The 21,797-nt window shown below is 32.4% G+C and carries 8 protein-coding genes; 1 reads left to right on the top strand and 7 read right to left on the bottom strand.

The features are described from left to right. The 3 genes from QZN45_RS08100 to QZN45_RS08090 form a co-directional block, all read right to left on the bottom strand. Window positions 1-5,224: beta strand repeat-containing protein (locus tag QZN45_RS08100; RefSeq protein WP_367241209.1), on the bottom strand; the 5,224-nt coding region annotated here is incomplete at its 3' end. Window positions 5,225-5,451: 227 nt separating this feature from the next. Further along, a complete protein-coding gene (locus tag QZN45_RS08095) occupies window positions 5,452-9,855 on the bottom strand; it encodes an Ig-like domain repeat protein (protein WP_296812367.1) in 4,404 nt (1,467 codons plus the stop codon). Window positions 9,856-10,001: 146 nt separating this feature from the next. Next, on the bottom strand, window positions 10,002-16,106 hold the full coding sequence (locus QZN45_RS08090; protein ID WP_296812365.1) for an Ig-like domain repeat protein: 6,105 nt from the start codon (window positions 16,104-16,106) through the stop codon (window positions 10,002-10,004). 365 nt (window positions 16,107-16,471) lie between these two features. Between QZN45_RS08090 and QZN45_RS08085 the strand changes: the two genes are divergently transcribed. Further along, window positions 16,472-16,894 carry a DUF123 domain-containing protein gene (locus QZN45_RS08085; RefSeq protein ID WP_292608358.1) on the top strand — a complete coding sequence of 141 codons (423 nt, stop codon included), beginning with the start codon at window positions 16,472-16,474 and terminating at the stop codon, window positions 16,892-16,894. Here the strand turns inward: QZN45_RS08085 and QZN45_RS08080 are convergent. From QZN45_RS08080 to QZN45_RS08065, 4 genes are read right to left on the bottom strand one after another with little or no spacing between them, the layout of a single operon-like run. Continuing rightward, the gene (locus QZN45_RS08080) at window positions 16,884-17,375 is read right to left on the bottom strand and encodes a hypothetical protein (RefSeq protein ID WP_296812363.1); all 492 of its coding nucleotides are present in this window, start codon (window positions 17,373-17,375) and stop codon (window positions 16,884-16,886) included. The genes QZN45_RS08085 and QZN45_RS08080 overlap by 11 nt on opposite strands. Window positions 17,376-17,383: 8 nt before the next feature. Next, a complete protein-coding gene (locus QZN45_RS08075; RefSeq protein ID WP_296812361.1) occupies window positions 17,384-18,982 on the bottom strand; it encodes a helicase HerA-like domain-containing protein in 1,599 nt (532 codons plus the stop codon). A gap of 6 nt (window positions 18,983-18,988) precedes the next feature. Then, complete coding sequence (locus QZN45_RS08070) at window positions 18,989-21,580, bottom strand: DEAD/DEAH box helicase (protein WP_296812359.1); 2,592 nt, start codon at window positions 21,578-21,580, stop codon at window positions 18,989-18,991. Window positions 21,581-21,636: 56 nt separating this feature from the next. Beyond that, a complete protein-coding gene (locus QZN45_RS08065) occupies window positions 21,637-21,786 on the bottom strand; it encodes a hypothetical protein (RefSeq protein ID WP_292608339.1) in 150 nt (49 codons plus the stop codon). Window positions 21,787-21,797 lie beyond the last annotated feature (11 nt).

Genomic DNA, 21,797 nt, shown 5'->3' with positions numbered 1-21,797 from the left:
TTACATTGGAAGCACCTTTAATGTATAAACAGTAGTTAATGAATTTTAATCCAGTAATATTAGTGTTATCTCCACCAGCAACAATATTGAATGAATTTATAGCATTACCAGAATAAGTAGCACCAGAATCAAATAAAGCATCACCAGTAGATGAAATCACATTTACAGATTTATCAATATATACAGGGAATTTGCCTAAGAACAATCCTTGGAAGTCTAAAGTAGCACCATCAGGAACAGCAGATGCTAAATAACCACTAGCATCAAAGTACAATCCATAAGTAGCATTAGTAATTACACCATCAAGAACACCTAAAACAGTATTATCAATTGCAGGTAAAAATCCTTCAGCCAAATAAGTTGCAGTAACATTGTTTGCACCAATGACTAAGTCTTCAGCAGCAATCACATGAGTAGCAGTACCATTTTCATCCAATTTAACAATATATTCTTTATTGTTAACCTTAATAGTTACATTACCACCCCTACTGTTAATAACATTTACAATAACAGTAGCATTAGAACCGGCTAAAACATCATCAGCAGCTACAGAGATAGCCACATAAGGAGTATTATCTTTTACATTATTTTCACCAGAGTATTTGACTGCAGCATCACCCTTATACAATTTAGCAATTAAACAGTTTTCAGTTACATTGTTACCAGTGGATGTTTTTAAATCAATTGCATATTCACCAGCAACAATAATGTTATTTAATTCAATATTGTTATTCTTAGAGTTGACAGTTACAGTGGCATTAATATCATTGTCAAGTAAAGTAGTGTTAGTTGCAGCATTTGCAATGGTGACTGTACCACCAATATTATTGTTTGAAACAATTGCATTAGCACCATTTATAGCTACAGTAGTGCCAATTGTATTATTAAAGACAATAGCATCTTTAGCAACAGTCATTGAAGTTCCAATATCATTTCCATAAGCAGTAGCACCAGCAGCAACAGACATTGATGTTCCAACAATATTATTATGAGCAATAGAACCAGCAGCAACAGATACTGAAGTTGCAATAGTATTATTATAAGCAGTAGCGCCTGCGGTTACGGTCATTGATTTTCCAACAATGTTATCATATACTTCTGAGTTTGAACCAGCAGTTAATGAACCGGTTACATTGTTACCATAAACAATAGATTTGGCGACTGCAGTTAAACTTCCACCTTCAGTCATGACGTTTCCAACATAAGTGTTGTTAGCAGGATTTACACCACCAAATGAACTACTTATTGAAGATTTGTATAAAGTATTGTTAACAATCAAGTTATAAGTACCTTCCACCATAAGACCAACGGAAATACCTGAACCTTCTTTACCGTAAATTCTGTTATTTGAAATGGTATTGTAGTTGTTTAAAGGCACACCACTAGGAGCACCAACAATATTAAAGATATTTAAGTAAACTAAGTTACCAACATTTCCTTCAGCTTTAATAGTACAGTTATCAATAGTACAGTTAGTAGCCCATGACATTGTGAATGTAGTGGATCCACCATTGTTTCTTGTGTACAGGTAACTGTTTTTAAGAACAACATTAGAGGAATTATCCCTAATGGTTGTAGCACCGACACCAGAACCGACTCTTTGGTCTTCAACAACTACACTAATATTATCCAAAACAACATTGGTAGTGTTTGAAATCCATAATTGAGTGTTATGGAAGTAAATTCCAGATATATTGGATCCAGAACCTCCGCGAGTTACAGCGAAACTGTTACCTGGACTGTCACCTAATAAACTACCTGCAGTAGTGTTTAAGTCAACATAAGCATCTTTAGTAGATGAAATAACGTTTACAGGTTTGTTAATATTAATTTGAACAGTAATATCTTGATCAGGGTTAATGATTGAACCTTGGAAGTCTAAAGTAGCTCCTTCAGGAACAAAATCAAATAACCTACCATTATCCTCTTGGTTGAAGTAAACAAAGTAATTGTCTTGAGTTACAACACCGTCAATAACTTGGAACTTAGCAGAAGCTGAAGAACCTCTGTATGCAGTATCATTACTAATATAATCAATAACTATTTCATTTTCACCAGCAACAAGTAAATTAGGAGATATATCATAATTAGCTTGACCATCAACTAAATCGATAGTGAATTCAGTACCGCCAATTTTGAAGGTGACCTTACCGGTACCTAAAGCACCAGTTGCATTTACTACAGTTACTTTTACAGGATTAACATTACCTATCCAAGTACCATTAGTTTCAATGATTACATCAAAATGGTACGGAGGTTGGTTATTTTCTACAGTATTGTTTTCACCATCTGCAATGAGAACTGAATCGTCACCAGCCAAATCATGTGCATATAATGAGTTGTAAGTCACATTGGTATTTATAGCTTCTTTAAAGTAAACAGCATATTTACCTTCAGTATTTATAATATTGTCTTTAACATCATATGAACCACCAGATCCCCATTGTGAGAAACTTACACCGTATATTTGGTTTGCATCGTCATAATCCGCAATATTATAAGTATGAATTGTGTTATTATAAATTCTAGCAATGTCTATTTGAGGTTCAATACCAGTAACTAAAGCCCAATTATTTGATGCTGCATAACCAGTTACATTAATAACATTATTAGTAACAGTTAAATCAGCCGAACCGCCCCAATTAGATGCATAAATACCTGCATTAGGACCTTTGGAAATAGAAGTTAAATTGTTATTATTAATAACAACTGTAAATGGTCCAGTTAATTGGATTGGATAAGCAGAACCAGAACGTTCAATACCTGAAGTAGTATTTAAGAATATGTTATTATTTTCAACAGTAGCATTTAAACTATATAAATCAATACTGTAATAATACCTTGCAACATCTTGTGAAGTCAAATCAATGTGAGTAATGTTATTGAAGTTGACTAAAACATTATCAGCATCACGTATCAATACAGCATCAATTGTTGGATTATTACCTATTCCACCATTAGTATTGACATTTACAACATTACTTGTCAAGGCAATATTCTCTCCACCTTGAATACCGACAGCCAATACTAAATCCATATCAATACCACTAGCACCTGAGTAATAATCAACATCAACAGCAGGTAAAGTAGCATCAATTATATTATTTTCAATTGAAACATTATTTGAGTTAAGTACTTTCAATCCATAATGATGTTTAGATCCAGGATTTGTGGATACAAACATGATTCTGGAACTAGATAAAGCAAAGTTATCTGCAGCATTTGCATAAATTCCAATAGCTTCCACATCATTTGGAGCAGTGTAGTTAACAACTACATCATCAATTTTAATATTGGAACCAGTTGCATAAATTGCTGCACCATAATTATCTGCGAATTCTTTATCAGCAGTAATATTCAATCCAGACAATTCAACATCGTCTGCTTCGATTTTAACAGCAATATTGTTTAATACAGTATTATTGCCGTAAACCTTAAACGCCTTATTAATTACAATAGTGTCAACTAAATCAGAGAATGGACCTTCAAATGTTAATCCATAATAGTTTCTATTATCTATCAATACACCATTATCATCGAAATATTTGAAGAAAGTATCATTAGTAACAACAGCCACAGTAGGATAATTGTCTTCTATGACAATATCATTACCGGATTTGATATATACTGCCTCATCACCTTTAAGGAGGTTAGCAGATAAGAAGTTTCCAGTAACATTAGCACCGTTAACTTTATAACGAATATCTACAGCATATTTACCATTAGTGTATACATCATTATCTTTAATATCAAAAGTTATAGTTGAACTGTATTGAACTGCACTTATTGCAGAAACGGGATATCTGTCATTAGCACCCTCTTTATTCATAGAATAAATAGTGTTGTTATATATTTTTGCATATCCTGATTGTACTTCAATAGCTGAAATTAATGCATAAGTACTGGTTCCAGTAGCCAAACCGGTTACATTAAAGAAGTTATCGGTAATAACCAAGTCTTTTGCAGGTCCAAATTGTGAAGGTGAGTAAACACCTAAGTTAGGACCGTTAGAATCACAACTAATATTGTTTCCAATTACTTCAATATCACTGGTAACAATTTGTAAAGCGTATGCTGATCCTGAACCAGATTTACCACCAGTTGTTAAGATATCAAAGTCATTTTCAATGAATGAAATTTCACTACTGTATCCACATTCAACAGCATATAAATAAATTGCAGTTCCACTAGGAGTTTTATTATCCCTCATAGTAATATCATTACCTGCGATTAAAACATCATCAGAACCAACAATATACAATGCCTGAATGGTAGGATAACTTGCATCAAATGAATTTACTATTACATCAAGGTCATTTTTAGTAAATTTAACACTTGCACCTTCATAAATTCTAACAGGGTTTACATAGCATAATCCCATCATATAGTAATTAATATCATATGTTTCAGCAGTTAAAGCAGGAAGACTAGCAGTGATTTTATTGCCATCAACAGTTACATTTTCAACATCTTCCAAATTAATAGCAGTAGTTAACTCTTCATCAGTTGATACATGGCTTTCGAAGTAGATTTCGTTATTTGTTATATTTACATTACTAATTGTATTTTTACCTTTAACAGAAATCGCATTAGCCATTTCATCATCAACAACATATTTTATGTTTAAGTTGGATAATTTTACGTTGGATTGTGCAACATAAATCAAATCACCTAATGAACTATCGGCAACTAAAGTTAAACCATCTAGTTCAACATCTTCAGAATCAATGACAAAACCAATATTATTTAATATAGCATTATCACCTGCAATTGCAATATTTCTATTTAAAATTATATAATCAGAAACTTTGGAGAATGTTCCGTTAAAAATCAATTTTTCGAATTTAATTGAATCTTTTAAGATTCCATCATCATCAAAGTAACTGTGGAATGTGTCATTGGTTACGACATTTCCTAATTCATTACCTTCCCCGAGCACTTCAGCAGATTTAGTAAATTTTACTGAATCATTATGCCCATCGTTCTCAATGGCAATTGTTTCCCCACCAGTAGCATCGCTAGCAGCAACGGAAATTATTCCAGCATCACCATTATCATTTGTATCGACACCAGATGTGTCTTCACTCACACTTAACTCATAATTAGAAACATCCGATGTTCCTAAATCATTCGTAAGTGGTTCAGCTGCAGTACTTGCATTAATGCATAAAAATAGCACCAATATAAGCATTGCACCTATCAAAAATTTATTATTCATCTTCATTCAATCACTCGATTCAATGTTTTATAGATTATCATAAAGTTTTATTGAAAAAATACCAACTTTACATTATTAATATTTATTACTTCAAATATTTAAATCCATATATTTTGATAAAAAATAAATTAAAAATGATATAAAATTTAGACATTAAAATTAAAGTATAATTGATAAAAAAAATTTCTTAAAAAAAGTTTAAAATAGAAAAAAGAGTGAGAAATTAATCCCACCTATTTGATTTTTATTTTTACAGATTTACTGATAGATTTATATGTTGTGTCTCCGCCATATTTAATTGAAGCAGTGAATTTACCTTTTTTGGTTATTTTTAAATTAAATGTTGCTTGACCTTTAGAGTTGGTTTTTGCAGTATATGTTTTACCATTTAGTTTAAGAGTTACTTTTTTACCTTTACCAAAATAGGTTTTACCATTAATTGAAGCGCCTTTAATAGTTTTTAAGGTCACTTTATATTTTTTGGCTTTCGCAGATGCCTTATATGTTTTTGCAGAAGCGATTATTTTTACTGTCTTTTTGTTGATGGCAATTGAGTAAACAGACATTGTTGCGCCGTAATCCTCATCGCCCAAGAATGAAGCGGCAAATGTCAATCTTTTTGCATCTTTTATATTGATTTGAATAGAGACATTTCCATTTTCATCAGTTGTTTTTTGTAATTTTTTACCATCATATACAATTGATATAGTTTTATTTGCAAGAATATTTCCATTTGCATCTTTCAATTGCACGGTAAAGTATTTACCTCTCTCACCTGCACCGTATTCAACAGCATATTGAGAATAATTATTGCCTAAAATGTTAGTGTCAATTCTTATAGGTACGAAATCAGCTATTGTTATTGAAGTGTCAAATGCCAATGTGTTATTATCACCGGCATATGAAATGCTTATTTTAGCACCTTTTTGACCTTCAATGGTGAATGTACCATCATCAGAGGTTATTACTGATTGCTTATTGCCTTTAATCACATAGTCAACAACAGCATTTGCAATGGCATTTCCATATTGATTTTTTAGGACAGCAAAAACTGTAGTGCCGTTTATTTCAGTGATTGAAATTATACTTTCAATTTTATCAGCAGGTTTTTGATTGACTTTTACATTAACTGTGGTGGAAGCCTCACTGTATTTATCATCACCTCTGTAGACAATATCAGCAGTATAATTAGCTGCAGTTAAACCAGCAGCCTCGACAGTTGCTTTTCCAGAATATACAACTGCATAAAACTGTTTTCCACTCACATTAACCAGAACAATGCCGCTAGCTTCGCCATCAAGATTGACTGTGATGATTGCGGTTTCACCTTCCATAATCTCAACAGCCTCAGCTTTAACATCAGTATTTAGTTTAGAAACAAAAATGTCATCAGTTTCACTCATTGAGTAATATTTGTCATTACCAGAGTATTTAACTTCAACAACATGATTGCCAGCAGTTAACCTGCCAACAGAAACATTAACTATGTTTCCAGTTACATTAACCTCAACGACTTTCTTTCCATCAACAAAAACAGAAAGAGTACCCGTTGCATCATCTGATAATGTTACATTAACAATTACATCCTCAGTGACATTAACATCGGAAATGTCAATTGTTGCATTTATTTGTTCTTTAGGCACAATACCTCCTGCAACATAGAAGGAAGAGGCATTATATGCAGAACCGTATTTTTCACCACCAGAATAAATTACGAAAACACCATGGTTACCAGCAGACACATTATTTAATTCAACCTTAGCAGAACCGTTTACTAAAGAAACGAGAGATTCAATTCCATCTACAATAATCTTAACATCACCAACGGCATCAACAATAACATTCACAGTAGCATTATCACCAGCTTTAATATTATCCGGAATTATAATTTTTATATCAGTTTTGATTTTATCAACAACTCTGAATTGAGCATTTCGATTAGTGCTTTCATCGTATTTGTCATCACCTAAATAATTAACAACAACTGCATAATCACCTACAGGAAGATTAACGTTTAAAATAGCTATCTTATCAGTGATTGCTGCAGTATAATTTATGCCATTGATACTGATTAAAACATCACCAGTTTCTTCACCAGCCATTGTTACTTTAATTGCAGCATTTTGACCAATGAAAACATCATCAGTTGGGACAACAACGCTTTCAATATTACTTGCGTGTTTTACAACACTAAATGTTGATAAAATGCTACGGGAGTTGTATTTTTCTGTTTCAGCTGAAGTTATAAGCATTGAATATTCCCCAGCATCCAATCCATTGTCAAAATTGATAATTCCATCAATTAACTCATAAGGCTTACCGTTGATTGTTACATTGACAGAAGTTTCACTTCTAACCTTAATTGAAAATGCTTCTTTGGCGTATTGCACACCCACAGGAGTAATTAAAACAAGAGGATTTAATTTTTCAACTGAAAAAATGGTTGTATTAACTGCAGGTGACTTTTTACCATTACCCAGATAGACTACAACTATGTCGTGTTTGCCCGAAGTGATTTTTTCAATTGTATGTTCTGCAATACCGTTTTTTAGTTCAACCAAATATTCTTTTCCATCAACAATAACAGTGACATTGCCTGTAGCTCCAAGAATACTTACAGTTACAGGTACATCCTGACCTATTGAAATTGAACCAACACTAATTTCAATTACACTTTCACAGTCAAATGCAACGAATGAAGTTGATTTGGATTCTGATTCATTATATATTACTTCAACTGTGTTTTTACCTAAAATAATGTCTTCAGCTTTAATAGTATATGAAATATTGGAGCATATCTCCTCTTTAGCTACTTCTTTCCCATTTACTTTGATAGTTATGTTGCCCTCTGCATCTTCAACAGTGATATTTGCCGGATTATCCTCACCAAACCAGCAATTGTCAATGTCAATTATAATCTTATGTTTAAGTTGATTATTAAGTCTAATTGTAATATTTTCACATATTCCTGGATTTACTGAATCATCACCAGTTAATTCATGAGCATATAATTCATTATTTTCAACAAACAAGCTTGTCGCATTTATTACAGAAACTGCATATTTACCTTCAGTATAAATTAAATTATCTCGAATATCAAATGACCTGTCCCCATACATCCATTGGGCATAACTGATTCCATAAATATAAGCCTTATCATCATATGAATTTACATTGTGAACATATATTGAGTTATTGTAAATTTGTGCATCCCCATTTTGAATTTCAATGCCTGTTACCAATGCCCAAGTACCTTTAGATGATGAAAAACCTGTTACATTAATGACATTATCTTCAATCAAAAGTTTTGAATCCCCTCCAGACATACTGGCCACATAAATGCCCATGTTTGGACCATTGGATCTACTTAAAATATTGTTTCCTTTAATGATTACTTCAGATTCAACTCCCTGAAATGCATAATCTGTTCCAGCAGCCTCTTTTCCACCGTCGGTAAGCATGATGAAATTATTATGTGAAAATGTAACATTGACATTGAAACCAAAGGAAATGCCATACATATAATTGTCCCTTCCAACTGGAGTAACTTTATCAATCATGGAAATGTTATTGTGGTCAATTAAAGAGTCACTGCATCCGACAATATAAATGGATTGTATTGTAGGAAACTCAGCCAATAACACATTAGTAGTGGAATCAATGTTGTTTCTTGTAAATACAAGATTGTTGCAATCCTTTAGCATTACCGGATCCACTTTGAATGAACCCATCATATAATAATCATCATCATATTCATTTATGGTTATAGCCGGCAATTTAGTTGTAATATTGTTTAAGTCGATTAAAACATTTTTTGTATTTACTGCCTGGACTGCTATTGATTTAACTGAGTCATCACGTACATGACTTTCAAATAAAATTTTACTGTTTAACAAGCTAATGTCATCACAATCATGAATATAAATGGCAACAGCCTCTTCACTGCCAGGATAATATGATATATCAAGATTATTCAACTCAATGCCATTACCTCCAACATTTATCAAGTTTCCAAGAGACTTTTTAGATGTTAAAGTTAATCTATTTAATTTCACATCATCTGACATGATAATGATTGCCATATTATTCAATACAGCATCATCACCAGTGATTGTCAATGCTTTTGTAATATATAAGCATTCACGAAGTGCATTGAATTGTCCTTTAAATATTAACTCGTCAAATTCCACATCATCTTTAAGAATACCGTCCTCTTCAAAGAAATCATCGAAATTGCTTGGAGTTACAACATTTTCTGCAGCATCATTTGCATTGACAACATATGATGTTTGGTTTCCCCAGCCTGTAGATGAAAATAAATTATTTCCTGCAATATTGGTGTTTTCTGCTTTTAATTCAGATTTAGAAATATTATCCTGAGATATAATCACTTCAGTGTTACTTATTTCATCATTATTTGAATTGCTGAGCTTATTGTCAATGGAACTATCTCCAGACAAATTCAAAATTTCCCCATCATCAATTATTTCTTCATATGGTGAAGATAAATCGAAATCTCCACTATCTCCGACAATTGCCAAATCATCGGCAGTCATATTATCAGCTGCATTTACAGCCCCCAATGTTAGAATAGCTAGAAAAATTATACTAACTATCAAATATCCTTTTAATTTCAAAACTAAATCACCCTAATAAATTTGAATTAACATGTCAAAAAATATTTAATAATATTTTAATGTATTTGATTAAATTATACTTAAAAGTTTTTACTTTCAAATAAATATTTAAAAAAAAAGATTAATAAAAGAGCAAAAAGACTCTTTTATTTAATTGTAATTTTTACTTTTTTGATAGCTGCCTTGTATGTCTTATCGCCAGCAAACTTGATAGTTGCAGTAAATTTACCTTTTTTGGTAAGTTTGGTAATTTTAAAGGTTGCTTTACCTTTTGCATTGATTTTAGCAGTGTAGGTTTTACCATTTACTTTAAGAGTTACCTTTTTACCAGATTTAAGATAGATTTTTCCATTATTTGAAGAACATTTTTTGGTTTTTAAAGTAACAACATATTTTTTAGTTTTTACTTTAGCTTTAAATGTTTTAGCTTTAGCAGTTATTGTAATCGGTTTTTTATTAACCTTTATAGAGAATGATGCTGAAGCTGAGTTGTATTTTTCATTGCCTGAGAAATATAATGAAGATTTATAAGTGCCTGCCACTTGAGCGTTTATAACAAAGGACACTATTCCTTGATCAGTAGTATTTTTATAAACTACATTTTTACCATAGGTCAATTTGACACTTTCTCCACTAACCGGATTGCCATTAGAATCCAATAATTTGAATTTCAATATTTTTCCTCGCTCACCAGCAGAATAATCAACCGCATATACACTGTATTGAACTCCATTTTTAATGTTAAACTTACTATCCAATGCATTGACAGTTATATTGCATGAAACATTTCCAGACCAATATTTATCATCACCAATATAATTGATTGTAGCCACTTTTATTCCAGTAGTTAAACCTTCAATAGTAATTTTGGCAGTACCACCAATTAAAGAACTTGAATTAGTTATGCCATCAACATTTAGTAAAACACTACCTGTCGCATCAGGTTTCAATTCTATATAAAATATTACAATATCCCCTGCATTAAATTCACTGCATTCAGTACCGTTAATGTTTTTAACAGTTACTTTCATATCTGAGTCATATTTTAAGACAGTGAAATGAGCGGATTTTGTTGATGATTCAAACCTTAAATCACCTAAATATTTTACATCAACATAATAATCCCCAGAAGTTAAATTATCCAAAGTTTTTATAATCTTTCCATTAATTACCCTTTCCTGAGATTTATTGCCATTAATTGTAATCTCAACCAATCCAGTTGCATCTTCATTTAGATCAATAGTAATTGTTTCTCTTTGATTTACATGAATATTTTCTGTGTCGATTGCTAAATCAGGATTTTTTAAACTTGATTGTCCTAATGCATAAACCTTATTTGCACTGTTTATGTAAATTATTCCATTTTTATCCATTATAGGTTTTCCAACAATATTTGAATCAAGTTTAGATTGCCACAATATATTTCCATCACAATCCAATGCATAAAATATATTATTTGATGCAAAGTAAACATTATTTTCATTATCAATTAAAATACCTGAAGTTACGGTTAAATTTGTAAATTTTAATTCACCACCATCAATGAAATCATATCTGTACAATGTTCCGTCAGCATTTACTGCATAAATTCCATATTCATTATCGATAGCCAACTGATTTCCAGCACCACCAGTTATCTTAGTAGTCCATGAATTTCCATTGAATAAATTAAATGCATATATAGAATCATCTAAAATAGAATATATCATATTTCCGTCGCCAATTACACTAGATACATTGATTTTACCAGATTTTGAATATACTACTGCTTTAGAAGAAATATCAACAACCTTAATAGCATCCCTACATGGAACAACAACAAAAGTATCATCTATTATTGTTGGAGATGCACTAGGGAATGCATCACCTAAAGAAATAACAATTGGATTTCCACCATTTTCCCATAGTTTATATGGAATAATGATTAAATTAGGATTATTTGCATCACCTTGACCTGAAATATAAATATTGGCATTTGAATCAACTACCGGAGCAAAATAACTTGATCCCAGATAAATATTAGCATGACCATAGCGCTCGCCTGTGGTTTGATTAATAAAGTATAATGTATCATCAGCTTTTGGTGAAATGATTACATCACGACCAATAGATATTCCTGAAAAATAAAGACCTGCAGCATCATTTAGGTAAGTCCATCTTAGAGCACCTTTGTTGTCAAAAGAGTAAATGCCTTCTTTGGTTGTTACATATATATTGCCTTCACTATCAATAGCCATGTTTCCAGTAATGTTGGCCGCATCAACGGACCATTTTAAATCACCATTTACTGTGCTGTCATATTGAGATTTTCCGGTGTGTCTTACATCACCATCATCGTTCGCCCATTGAGGTTCATCCCATAAAGACACTGAAAATGATGTGGATTTTGAAATTGTTTGATAATTATCACCATTATACTCCGCAGATACAGTATATGTTCCACTTTCCAAATCATCATAAATAACTTTAACAATACCTGATAAAGGAACATTTTTAACTTCACTTTTAATACCGGACAATGTTATTGTTCCACCACTATAAGCCGGAAGAGCTATTTCAACAGTAACCTCTTTTCCAATTTTAGCATCATTTGAATTAATTGTAAAATCAAGAATTGCTTTTTCTATATTGAATGTAGCAGATTTTGTGGCATTTTTATAATTATCATCACCAGCATATGACACATTCACTATTTTATTTTGTCCGGCATTAAGATTTGAAATAGTTAATATTGCCTGACCGTTATTTAGTTTAGCAGTGCTTGATTTGCCATCTATTAAAACACTAACATCGCCTGTTGCATTGTTATTAAGAGTTACAGTAATAACAGCATCATTTCCATAAGTAATATTCGGAACATCAACATTTATTGATGGGAAATATTTACCTACTTCAAATGTAAATTCTTCACTGCTTTCAAGATAGTTATTATCCCCCTTATAAATTGCTTTTATATGATAATTTCCACGGTCAATGTTTTTAATTGTGTAAGATTTACCGACATTGATTGTTTCTGTTTGATTGTTAACATTTACTTCTATAATTCCAGTTGCACCATCACTTACACTAAAAGTAAAAACAACATCCTTGTATAATTCAATTTCTCCACAGGATATGTTAATGTCTGATGGAAGCTTATTTACAGAAAATTGGGCTGTTTTTACAACTGGATCATATATTTCATTTCCAGTATAGTTAACTTCAACAGTGTAATTTCCAACTGGCAGATCAGAAATCATGAATGTTATTGAATCAGATATATGTTTTGTTTGGGTAATATTTCCAACTTTAACTATTAATTCTCCAGTTGCACCGGAATCAAGAATTATTTCAATCTCTGCAGGACTTTTAAAAGCAGTATCATTTACATTGATTGTCATGTCAGGAGTTGATTTTATAAACTTGAAGTTAACACCTGCACTGCGTCCGATAAATGAACCGAATAGTGAACCTCCATTAATGCCGGTTAATGTGAAATAAGTAGTGGCCACTCCGTTTTCCACTTTTACATTATTATCATCACAAGTTCCATTAACTGCTATCAATTTTAAATCAAAACTTGGTAAATAATATGAATCATAAGCTGTTACATTTCCATAATTATCTATTTGGGTGAATGCAAACTGAACAGGAGCATTATCATTTATCCTAAGTTCATCATTTAACGAAGTGGCATTTAATACTAGCCAATAGGATACAGGATCCCATCCATTCGGCAATAGATTTGATGAAGGATAGACTTTTAAAGCAGGTTTGCTTAAGTTATCCGGAGTGTTACCCCACCAATTATTATTTGCAATTAACTTTTTAAGTGAGGTTTCAGCACCATTTATAATTAGATTATTTGTATTTTCATAAGCATTGTTAATTAAAATTGAATCCTTGATTAATAAATCGCCTGATGTTAGATAAATTACAGAGGAATATCTTCCAGTATCTGTATTATTAATGAATTCAGAGGATTGAACAACAAGAGAACCATCATCAAGCACGATTGCAGAACCTCTACCACTTGAAATCATCATCTTATTTCCAATAAATGCACAGTCTGTTACTGTTCCGCTTCCTTTAACATAAATACAGCCAGAGTGAACATTATTTCCAATGAATGTCACGTTTTCAATTTCAAATTTAACTGTTTTTGTAGTATATAAGATAGATTTATATAATGTATAAGTTGCAATGTTATTGGTAAATACTGATGATTTAAGTTTAATGGAATCACATTTAATAAAAGAACCGTCCTTATTGTCAGAAACTATTAAATTTTCACCTTCAATACTGCCACTAGCTTCAATCAGCGCCTTATAATCATTTGATTGGAAAATACATCCTTCCAAGAATAAAAATCCAGTACCGGTTTGTGATATAATTCTATTTTTTGTGCTTGATCCGTATTTCGAATTTTTAAAACTAACATTAACAAATCTTACGTCCCCATCAGTAATGGTGAATGCATTGCCTACAACAGTAATGGTTGCACTGTTTTCGGCAGCTATTGTTAAATTGTAATCAATAGTCAAATCTGTTTCATCAAATGTTCCGTCGATTATCACTATATTTTCATAACTTCTTGCAAGTTCAATTGATTTGCTTAATGTTTTTACAGGTTGACTTCTAGATAGACCATCATTACTATCATTACCCCGACTTTGTGATACATAAATAAATGTTTTTGGAATACCTGCAAAAACTTCATTACTTTTACTACTTGATATAGATGGAACTACATAAACATAAGCAGTTTTGCCTTTTTCTAAATTAAGTGTGAAATCTTTACTTGAAACAGTTGAATGATATACACCATCAACATAAACATAATAGCTGGATTTCTCCAAAATATCATTATCATAATATTTTGGATTTTTTAAAGACACATCCAAATGGAAATTTACTAAACCATCAATTGGATCTTCAGCAGATAATTTGAGCTTTTCAAATACGATAGAATTGTTTAAGAAATAATTATCCTTAATTTCAGCTATTGAAACTGAAGATAATCTTATATCCAATACGTCCCCCATACGAGTATGATTAATAAATTTATTTCCTACAATTTTAACATCAGGAGAACCATAACTAAGACCACCAGAAATAGCACAAACAGCACTACCTATAGAAGCACTATTTTTAATAAATATATTATTATATAATTCAAGAGCACCATCATCCATTATGGATATTGCTCCTCCACGACCAGTACCAGTAGTTGACAATTCATCTAAACCCCAACATAGATTTTCATTGTTTTGGAATAGACTACCCTCAATATGTATATATGGTGAATGCAGATATTTACAAGCACCTATAGCTCCACCACCATTATTAGTAGTACAATTATTACCTATAAACCTTGAGTTGTAAATCTGTAAATAACTATAAGTATATAGTGCACCACCATTCCAACCAGCAAGATTATCTATAAAATCAGAATCATATATTGTAGTATTAGCACCACCATGAGTATGTATTGCACCAGCCCACCAAAAAGCACTATTCTTATAAAAAGTAGTATTATTCACAACAAGCATGCCACAGTTATTAATACAGCCAGGTTCAGTTCTAGCATAGTTGCCTTCAAAGTAACAGTCATTGACTTCCATAGAAGCCTTAGTACATAGGTTAGTAGGGTCATCATCAGGGTTATAAATACTAACACAACCAAAATCAGTAGTACAATTAATAAAAGTACAGTTTGTCAATATTGCTTTACCTTTTTTAATATGAAGAATACTGGAATGACCCATATTAGTAGAAATGTTGGTGAAGTAACAGTTTCTAATATAATTATTTGCATTGCCACCCATAACTAAAAATACACCATCGGATTGATATGAAGAACCAATCCATTTAAATGTAATGTTTTCCAAGGTAATACCAATTCCTGAATCATCAGCCACTTTAATTGCTGCATATTCAATGTTTCCTGCTTGAGGAGATATATCTCCAATATATGCCCCTTCACTTCCAATAATTTTAACATTATTCTTAATAAGAATCTGGCCATTTGAATCTGATACATCAGATGGATAATAATTAGTATTCTCTTTAAGTTTTAATGTATAATTTTTATCATCCAAAGAACAATAATATTGTAACTCTTCCCAATCATTAACAATAACTTGATCAGAACTTTCTTCTACAATATTATCTTCAAAATTAGTTTCTAATGAACTTTGATTTAAATCAAAGGACAAAGTATCTGCTGTTTGATTAAGACCAATGTCCTCACTAGCATTTACACTACCCATAAAAAATAATAAAATTAATAGAGCTAATATTATTATCTTATACCTTTTCAATTTAATGACCTCAACAATTGTTATTAACTAACTATATATCATTGAATACATATAAACTTTTCAAATTAGATTGATGAAGTATCATTTTGTTATTACTTTTAGTTTTCAACATCAGCATAATAAGACCATAACTAACTTGATAATTCCAAAGAACTGTTGATATAATTGAAGTAATGACCTCCCAAAATTATAGAAATCAACCAATAACACCACAAAAGCGAAAAAATACCATTTGTCCAAAATACTTCCCCAAAACATATAACATATAATATTTGTAATATATTAATATCAAATACGGCATTAAAATGATTAAAATGAAAGGATGTTACTGTCTAATTATCAATTTAAGCAATAGTTCAAAAATCAAAATAGGAAAAAAATTAGGTAAAATAGATTTCACTAAAGGACACTATGTTTATGTAGGTTCTGCGATGAATTCACTTGAATCACGAATAAACAGACATTTAAGAGATGAAAAAAAGCTCCATTGGCACATTGATTATTTGTTAAAAGAATCAGAAATTGAAGAAATAATATTCAATGAATCAACTGAAAAGATAGAATGTGAATTATCACAATACATTTCAAACAATGCAAAAGGGATAAAAAATTTCGGATGTTCTGATTGTGACTGTGAAAGCCACCTATATTATTTTAAAAATAGAAATGAAGCTATTGAATCTGTCCAAAATGCATACAAATCAATAGCCATGGATTTTGAATACTTTAAAATATGAAACCTTTCTTTTTCTTATGTTTATATGAAATTTCAAATGAATCTAGAGCCAATTTCCTTAAGACTTCCAAATCATCATCGTTAATGTTTACAACAATTTCCCATTCCTTTTCCAAAGTAGAAATTTCATCCAAAACATCTTTACCTTTAGAAGTTAAAGTGCAGTCATATTCAAGCCCGTTATCAGGATTCAAATCTATTTCAATCAGACCAATTTTTTCCAATTTCTGATATTTCTTAAGATACAAACCCAAATGCATATTAAACAGATCATCTTTTTTAGCTTTTTCAAATTGTTTGACTCTAATGCGTTTGTGATGAGGCTTTTCATGCTTTTTAACTTGCTTCAATAGCTTGATTTGACTTTCATGCAAGAAAATGCTTAAATTTTCACGAACATAAGTCATTTTAGACTCTTCAATAATTCCGATTAAAGATGAAGCAGGCATATTAGCCACTGCTTTTTTGTGAGGATGTACCATATAACCACCTATTTCATTTGTCCAAAGATTCCCCTCATTATTCCTTTTGTAACTTCACGTGCAACAGTATTTGCTGCCTGTGATGCTGCCCTTTCAGCCATTTTTTGAGTTTCAGATTTTTTAGCTCTTTTGCCTTTTGCAGGCTGGCTTCCTCCCATAACGGTTCCGATGATATCTCCCAAACCGAATGCAGGTTTTTCCTGTGGAGTTTCTTGGGCAGGAGCTTCCTCAACTGGAGCTTCATGATTTTGTTCAATGGCTTCTTCAACGGCTTCTTTGGTTTCAGGTGCTACTTCGCTTTCAAGATTTGAATCAGAATCAATTTTGTTTAATAATAATTCGTAAGCAGATTCAGGATCAACCGGTTCGAAGTATTTGCCTTTGAGTTCGGATAAGTTGATTAATTCTTCCCTCATTGCATCATCGATAGCTCCAATATAACTTTGCGGAGGCACAATATCCACCTTTTCAACTATTCCCGGAACACCATTTTCATCCAAAACAGACACCAATGCCTGTCCGATTCCAAGTTCTGAAATGACATCTTCAGTGTTGAACTCTGGGTTTGGTCTGAATGTTTCAGCAGCCACCTTAACCGCCTTTTGGTCTTTTGGAGTGTATGCATGAAGTGCATGCTGAACACGGTTTCCGAGTTGTGCCAAAATATCATCTGGAATATCTGCAGGAGACTGTGAAATGAAATATAATCCTACACCTTTTGATCTTATTAGCCTTACGATTTGCTCAATTTTTTTGCCAAATTCGACAGACATATCATCAAACAACAAGTGTGCTTCATCAAAGAAGAATACAAATTTAGGCTTGTCCATATCGCCCACTTCAGGTAAATTTTCAAATAATTCTGACAACATCCAAAGGAGGAATGTTGAATATAATTCCGGTGAAAGTGACAACTTTTGAGCATCCAAAATGTTAATGATACCTTTTCCATTGTCATTGACTCTAATGAAGTCATTCAAATCAAGTGCCGGTTCAAAGAAAAAGTCGTTACCTCCCTGATCTTCAAGAGCTATTAGACTTCTTAAAATTGTATTTGCTGACTTTTCAGCTATAGCACCATATTCGCTTTCATATTGTGCTTTGTTTTCAACGACATGATTAATCATTGCCTTCAAGTCTTTTAAATCAATGATAGGTAAGGAATTGCTGTCCGCCACTCTGAATACAATATTTAAAACACCAGTCTGTGCTTCAGATAAATTCAATATCTTTGCCAAAAGAGTCGGACCCATTTCAGACAATGTCACTCTTACAGGAAGACCTTTAGCCCCAAATAAATCCCAAAATTCTACAGGATATGCCTGATATTTGAATCCTTTTTCAGCAAGTCCATATTTATCAACATTGGCTTTGATTTTTTCTGTTTCAGAACCTATTTTTGCAAGTCCTGAAATGTCTCCTTTCATATCAGCCAAGAATACTGGAACTCCCAAATCAGAAAATGACTCTGCTAAAGTCTTTAAAGTAATTGTTTTACCTGTTCCAGTTGCTCCAGCTATTAAACCGTGTCTGTTAGCCAGTTTTGGTAATAAACTCACACATGTGTTTTCATTACAACCTATCAATATTTTTTCATCTGCATACATGCATTTTCACCCGTTTTCTATTTTCTTAATTAACCAATTAGTTTTTTTGACAAAATTCTGTCTATTATAAGCTTTAGATATTCTTTTAATTGCATCCAAATTTTTGACAAAGTTGTCCAGCCATGAGAATATGTCTCCAGGATAGACCTGAATTTGATATTTTCTGAATAACTTATTTGATATATCTTGTGGGTCCTTGCCTTTAAGTCTTTCGTGGACAATGACTTCTGAAATTCCCCTTTGCATACAGCTGCAAAACGGCCTGTCCTGACATCTGCATTGCATGAAATCACTTTGAAGTGCAATCAATGCATCCTGGAATTTCTTATCGACCTTTTCAATGGCTTCACCTGAAGATATGATGTCCAAAGTTGATTCGGCAAATAATCTGGTGGAAAATTTAATCTTTAGGGCATTGGAAATTTGATTGTGAATGACATTTGACAGATATGCATTTTCAAACATTTCCAAGTCCAGTGCCATTGCAAGAATCAGCACCTTAAGCTTATCATACTTATCCTTTTTCTTATACATTGGAGAGTGACCAACATAATGTTTCAGATAATTATAATCATTCAAAGTATTTTTGATGAATTCCGCATCTTCAATTGATAAAAATGATACTGATGTTGCCCTTCCATATTTTGTTACTGCCAGTTTATTATTTGGGCTTCTCTCAATCAATCCCAAGTCATCCATTTCATCCACAGCTATCTTAATACTTATCGGAACGTCAATATTCTTATAAAATTTATTTAACTCTTCAAATGATTTGATTGAAGTTGAAGAGATATCCGCAAGAATCTGTTCATAAGATGATTCCTCATCATATTCAATATATACATCCTCACTATTGCTTTCTAAAAGGTCCAATGCCATTGCCTCTTCTGATTCTCCAGCAAAATCATTGCCAATCTCAGGAATCAGATAAACAATACCTCTATCATGATAGGACGGCCTTCCTGCACGACCAAGCATTTGTGCAAATTCATTCGGATTGATCCACTTGTTTCCCATTACCAATGAATCAAATATTACCTGTGAAGCCGGAAAATCCACACCAGCTGCAAGGGCTGCAGTCGTTACAACACATGAAATCTTACCCTTATCAAAGTCCTTTTCAATCTTTTCCTTTTTATAATAGGACAATCCTGCGTGATATGCTCTTGCGTTAACATGCTTATTTGTCAGGAAGTTTGTAATCTGATGAGTTTTTCGTCTTGAATTTGTAAATATTATAGTTTGGCCCCTAAATCCTTTTTTGGATTTGGTATTGTACTCCCTTTTAACCAATCTCTGCATCAGATGACGTTTTTGAGACTCGTTTCTAACATAAACCAGGTGCCTTTCCAAAGGAACCGGCCTCTCGTCATACTTAACAAGCTTCATATTAAATTCATCCGCTAAAAATTCGGGATTTTTAACAGTAGCAGATAAACCAATAATTTGAGTTTTAGGATAAAGATGTTTTAAACGCTTAATCAAGCCATTTAGACGTGTTCCACGGTCTTCATCATCAATCATGTGAATTTCATCTATCAAAACAACACCAAGATTTGATAAACTGCTGGAATTGCCGTTTCTTAAAAGATAATCAATTCCTTCATAGGTCGCAACAACAATGTCTGACTTGGAAACATCTGAATCCGGAAGATTCAACTCACCTTTTGCCTTTACACGATTCCTTCCAACCTTAATGGCTACCTTTAAACCCAATTTAGAGTATTTCTTTTTAAAATCCCTGTATTTTTGGTTTGCAAGGGCAACCAATGGAGTTAAAAATACGAATTTTTTACCTTTCAAGGCCTCCGTAATACCTGCAAGCTCCCCAACCAGAGTCTTACCGGAACCTGTTGCACTTACAACAAGCAAATCATCACCCCTCAGAAGTCCTTCCTTAATGGCCAGATACTGAACAGGCAACAGTTTTGTGTTTCCAGAATCCAAAAGAACCTGCTTAAACTTTTTTGGAATCTTCAATCTTTTCATATCAACAGGAGGGATGATGTGCTTGGATTTTCCGGTCTTGTCAAACAATGTCAGATTTCTATTCTTTATTGCATCAAAGTGAGGAGATAAAACCGATAAGGTTTTTTCCAGACTTCCTGTTTTTTCCAATGTTTTTTTAAGATTTCTAAAAATAGCCCTGTCAAATCCCTGAAGCTTCAATTCTTCCTTTATCGTATCATGAGCACATTCTTTACAGATTAGCTGATTATTATATTTATAAGAGTAGGATGAATTGACAATTGTAATATTTCCTTCAAATGCGCAGAAATCACAAACCTGTGTTTTTCTGACTTTAATGTTATATGATTTTAGGAATTTTTCAACCTTTTCATCAGGTGTTGCAAGAAAAACAGCCTGAGAGCGAAGTAACTTAATGACTTCACCAGGAGGCAGCAATTTTTCATTTAATGTGGAGTTATCCTTAAAGTTATAATCGGCTACAAACCTTGAAATATCAAGAGAATCTCCTTCATGCTTGAACTTGATATTTCCAACAAATTCAGGTTCTCTTTTATGGTTCAGTGCCCCTTTTGGAGAACCGATTGGATATAACTTCCACTGTTTTTTGACTTTCTTTAAAACTAGCATTAATAATATTATATTGTTAATTGTTAATTAAGTTAATCCAGATTTGAATTGAATATCTAAAGATATTCACCATGAGGCCTTGAAACTTTCAATGACAAGTCATCAGACTTCCAACTGCCCCCATCAAAAGCTGGGTCATAACCGCAATTTTCGCAGTAAGGCTCATTATCTGCCAGTATTGAACTGCATTTTGGACAAATTTTCATATTATTCCCTC

Source organism: uncultured Methanobrevibacter sp. (assembly GCF_900314695.1).
In the GTDB taxonomy this organism is placed as follows: domain Archaea; phylum Methanobacteriota; class Methanobacteria; order Methanobacteriales; family Methanobacteriaceae; genus Methanocatella.
The sequence above is the reverse complement of the archived record's forward strand: the minus strand, read 5'-3'. Positions and strand labels throughout refer to the sequence as shown.

Excerpts from the sequence above, each read along its gene's own strand:
- QZN45_RS08085 (WP_292608358.1), top strand. The coding sequence starts at position 16,472 with ATGAAAGGATGTTACTGTCTAATTATCAATTTAAGCAATAGTTCAAAA.
- QZN45_RS08080 (WP_296812363.1), bottom strand. The coding sequence starts at position 17,375 with ATGGTACATCCTCACAAAAAAGCAGTGGCTAATATGCCTGCTTCATCT.
- QZN45_RS08070 (WP_296812359.1), bottom strand. The coding sequence starts at position 21,580 with ATGCTAGTTTTAAAGAAAGTCAAAAAACAGTGGAAGTTATATCCAATC.
- QZN45_RS08065 (WP_292608339.1), bottom strand. The coding sequence starts at position 21,786 with ATGAAAATTTGTCCAAAATGCAGTTCAATACTGGCAGATAATGAGCCT.
- QZN45_RS08075 (WP_296812361.1), bottom strand. The coding sequence starts at position 18,982 with ATGTATGCAGATGAAAAAATATTGATAGGTTGTAATGAAAACACATGT.
- QZN45_RS08090 (WP_296812365.1), bottom strand. The coding sequence starts at position 16,106 with ATGGGTAGTGTAAATGCTAGTGAGGACATTGGTCTTAATCAAACAGCA.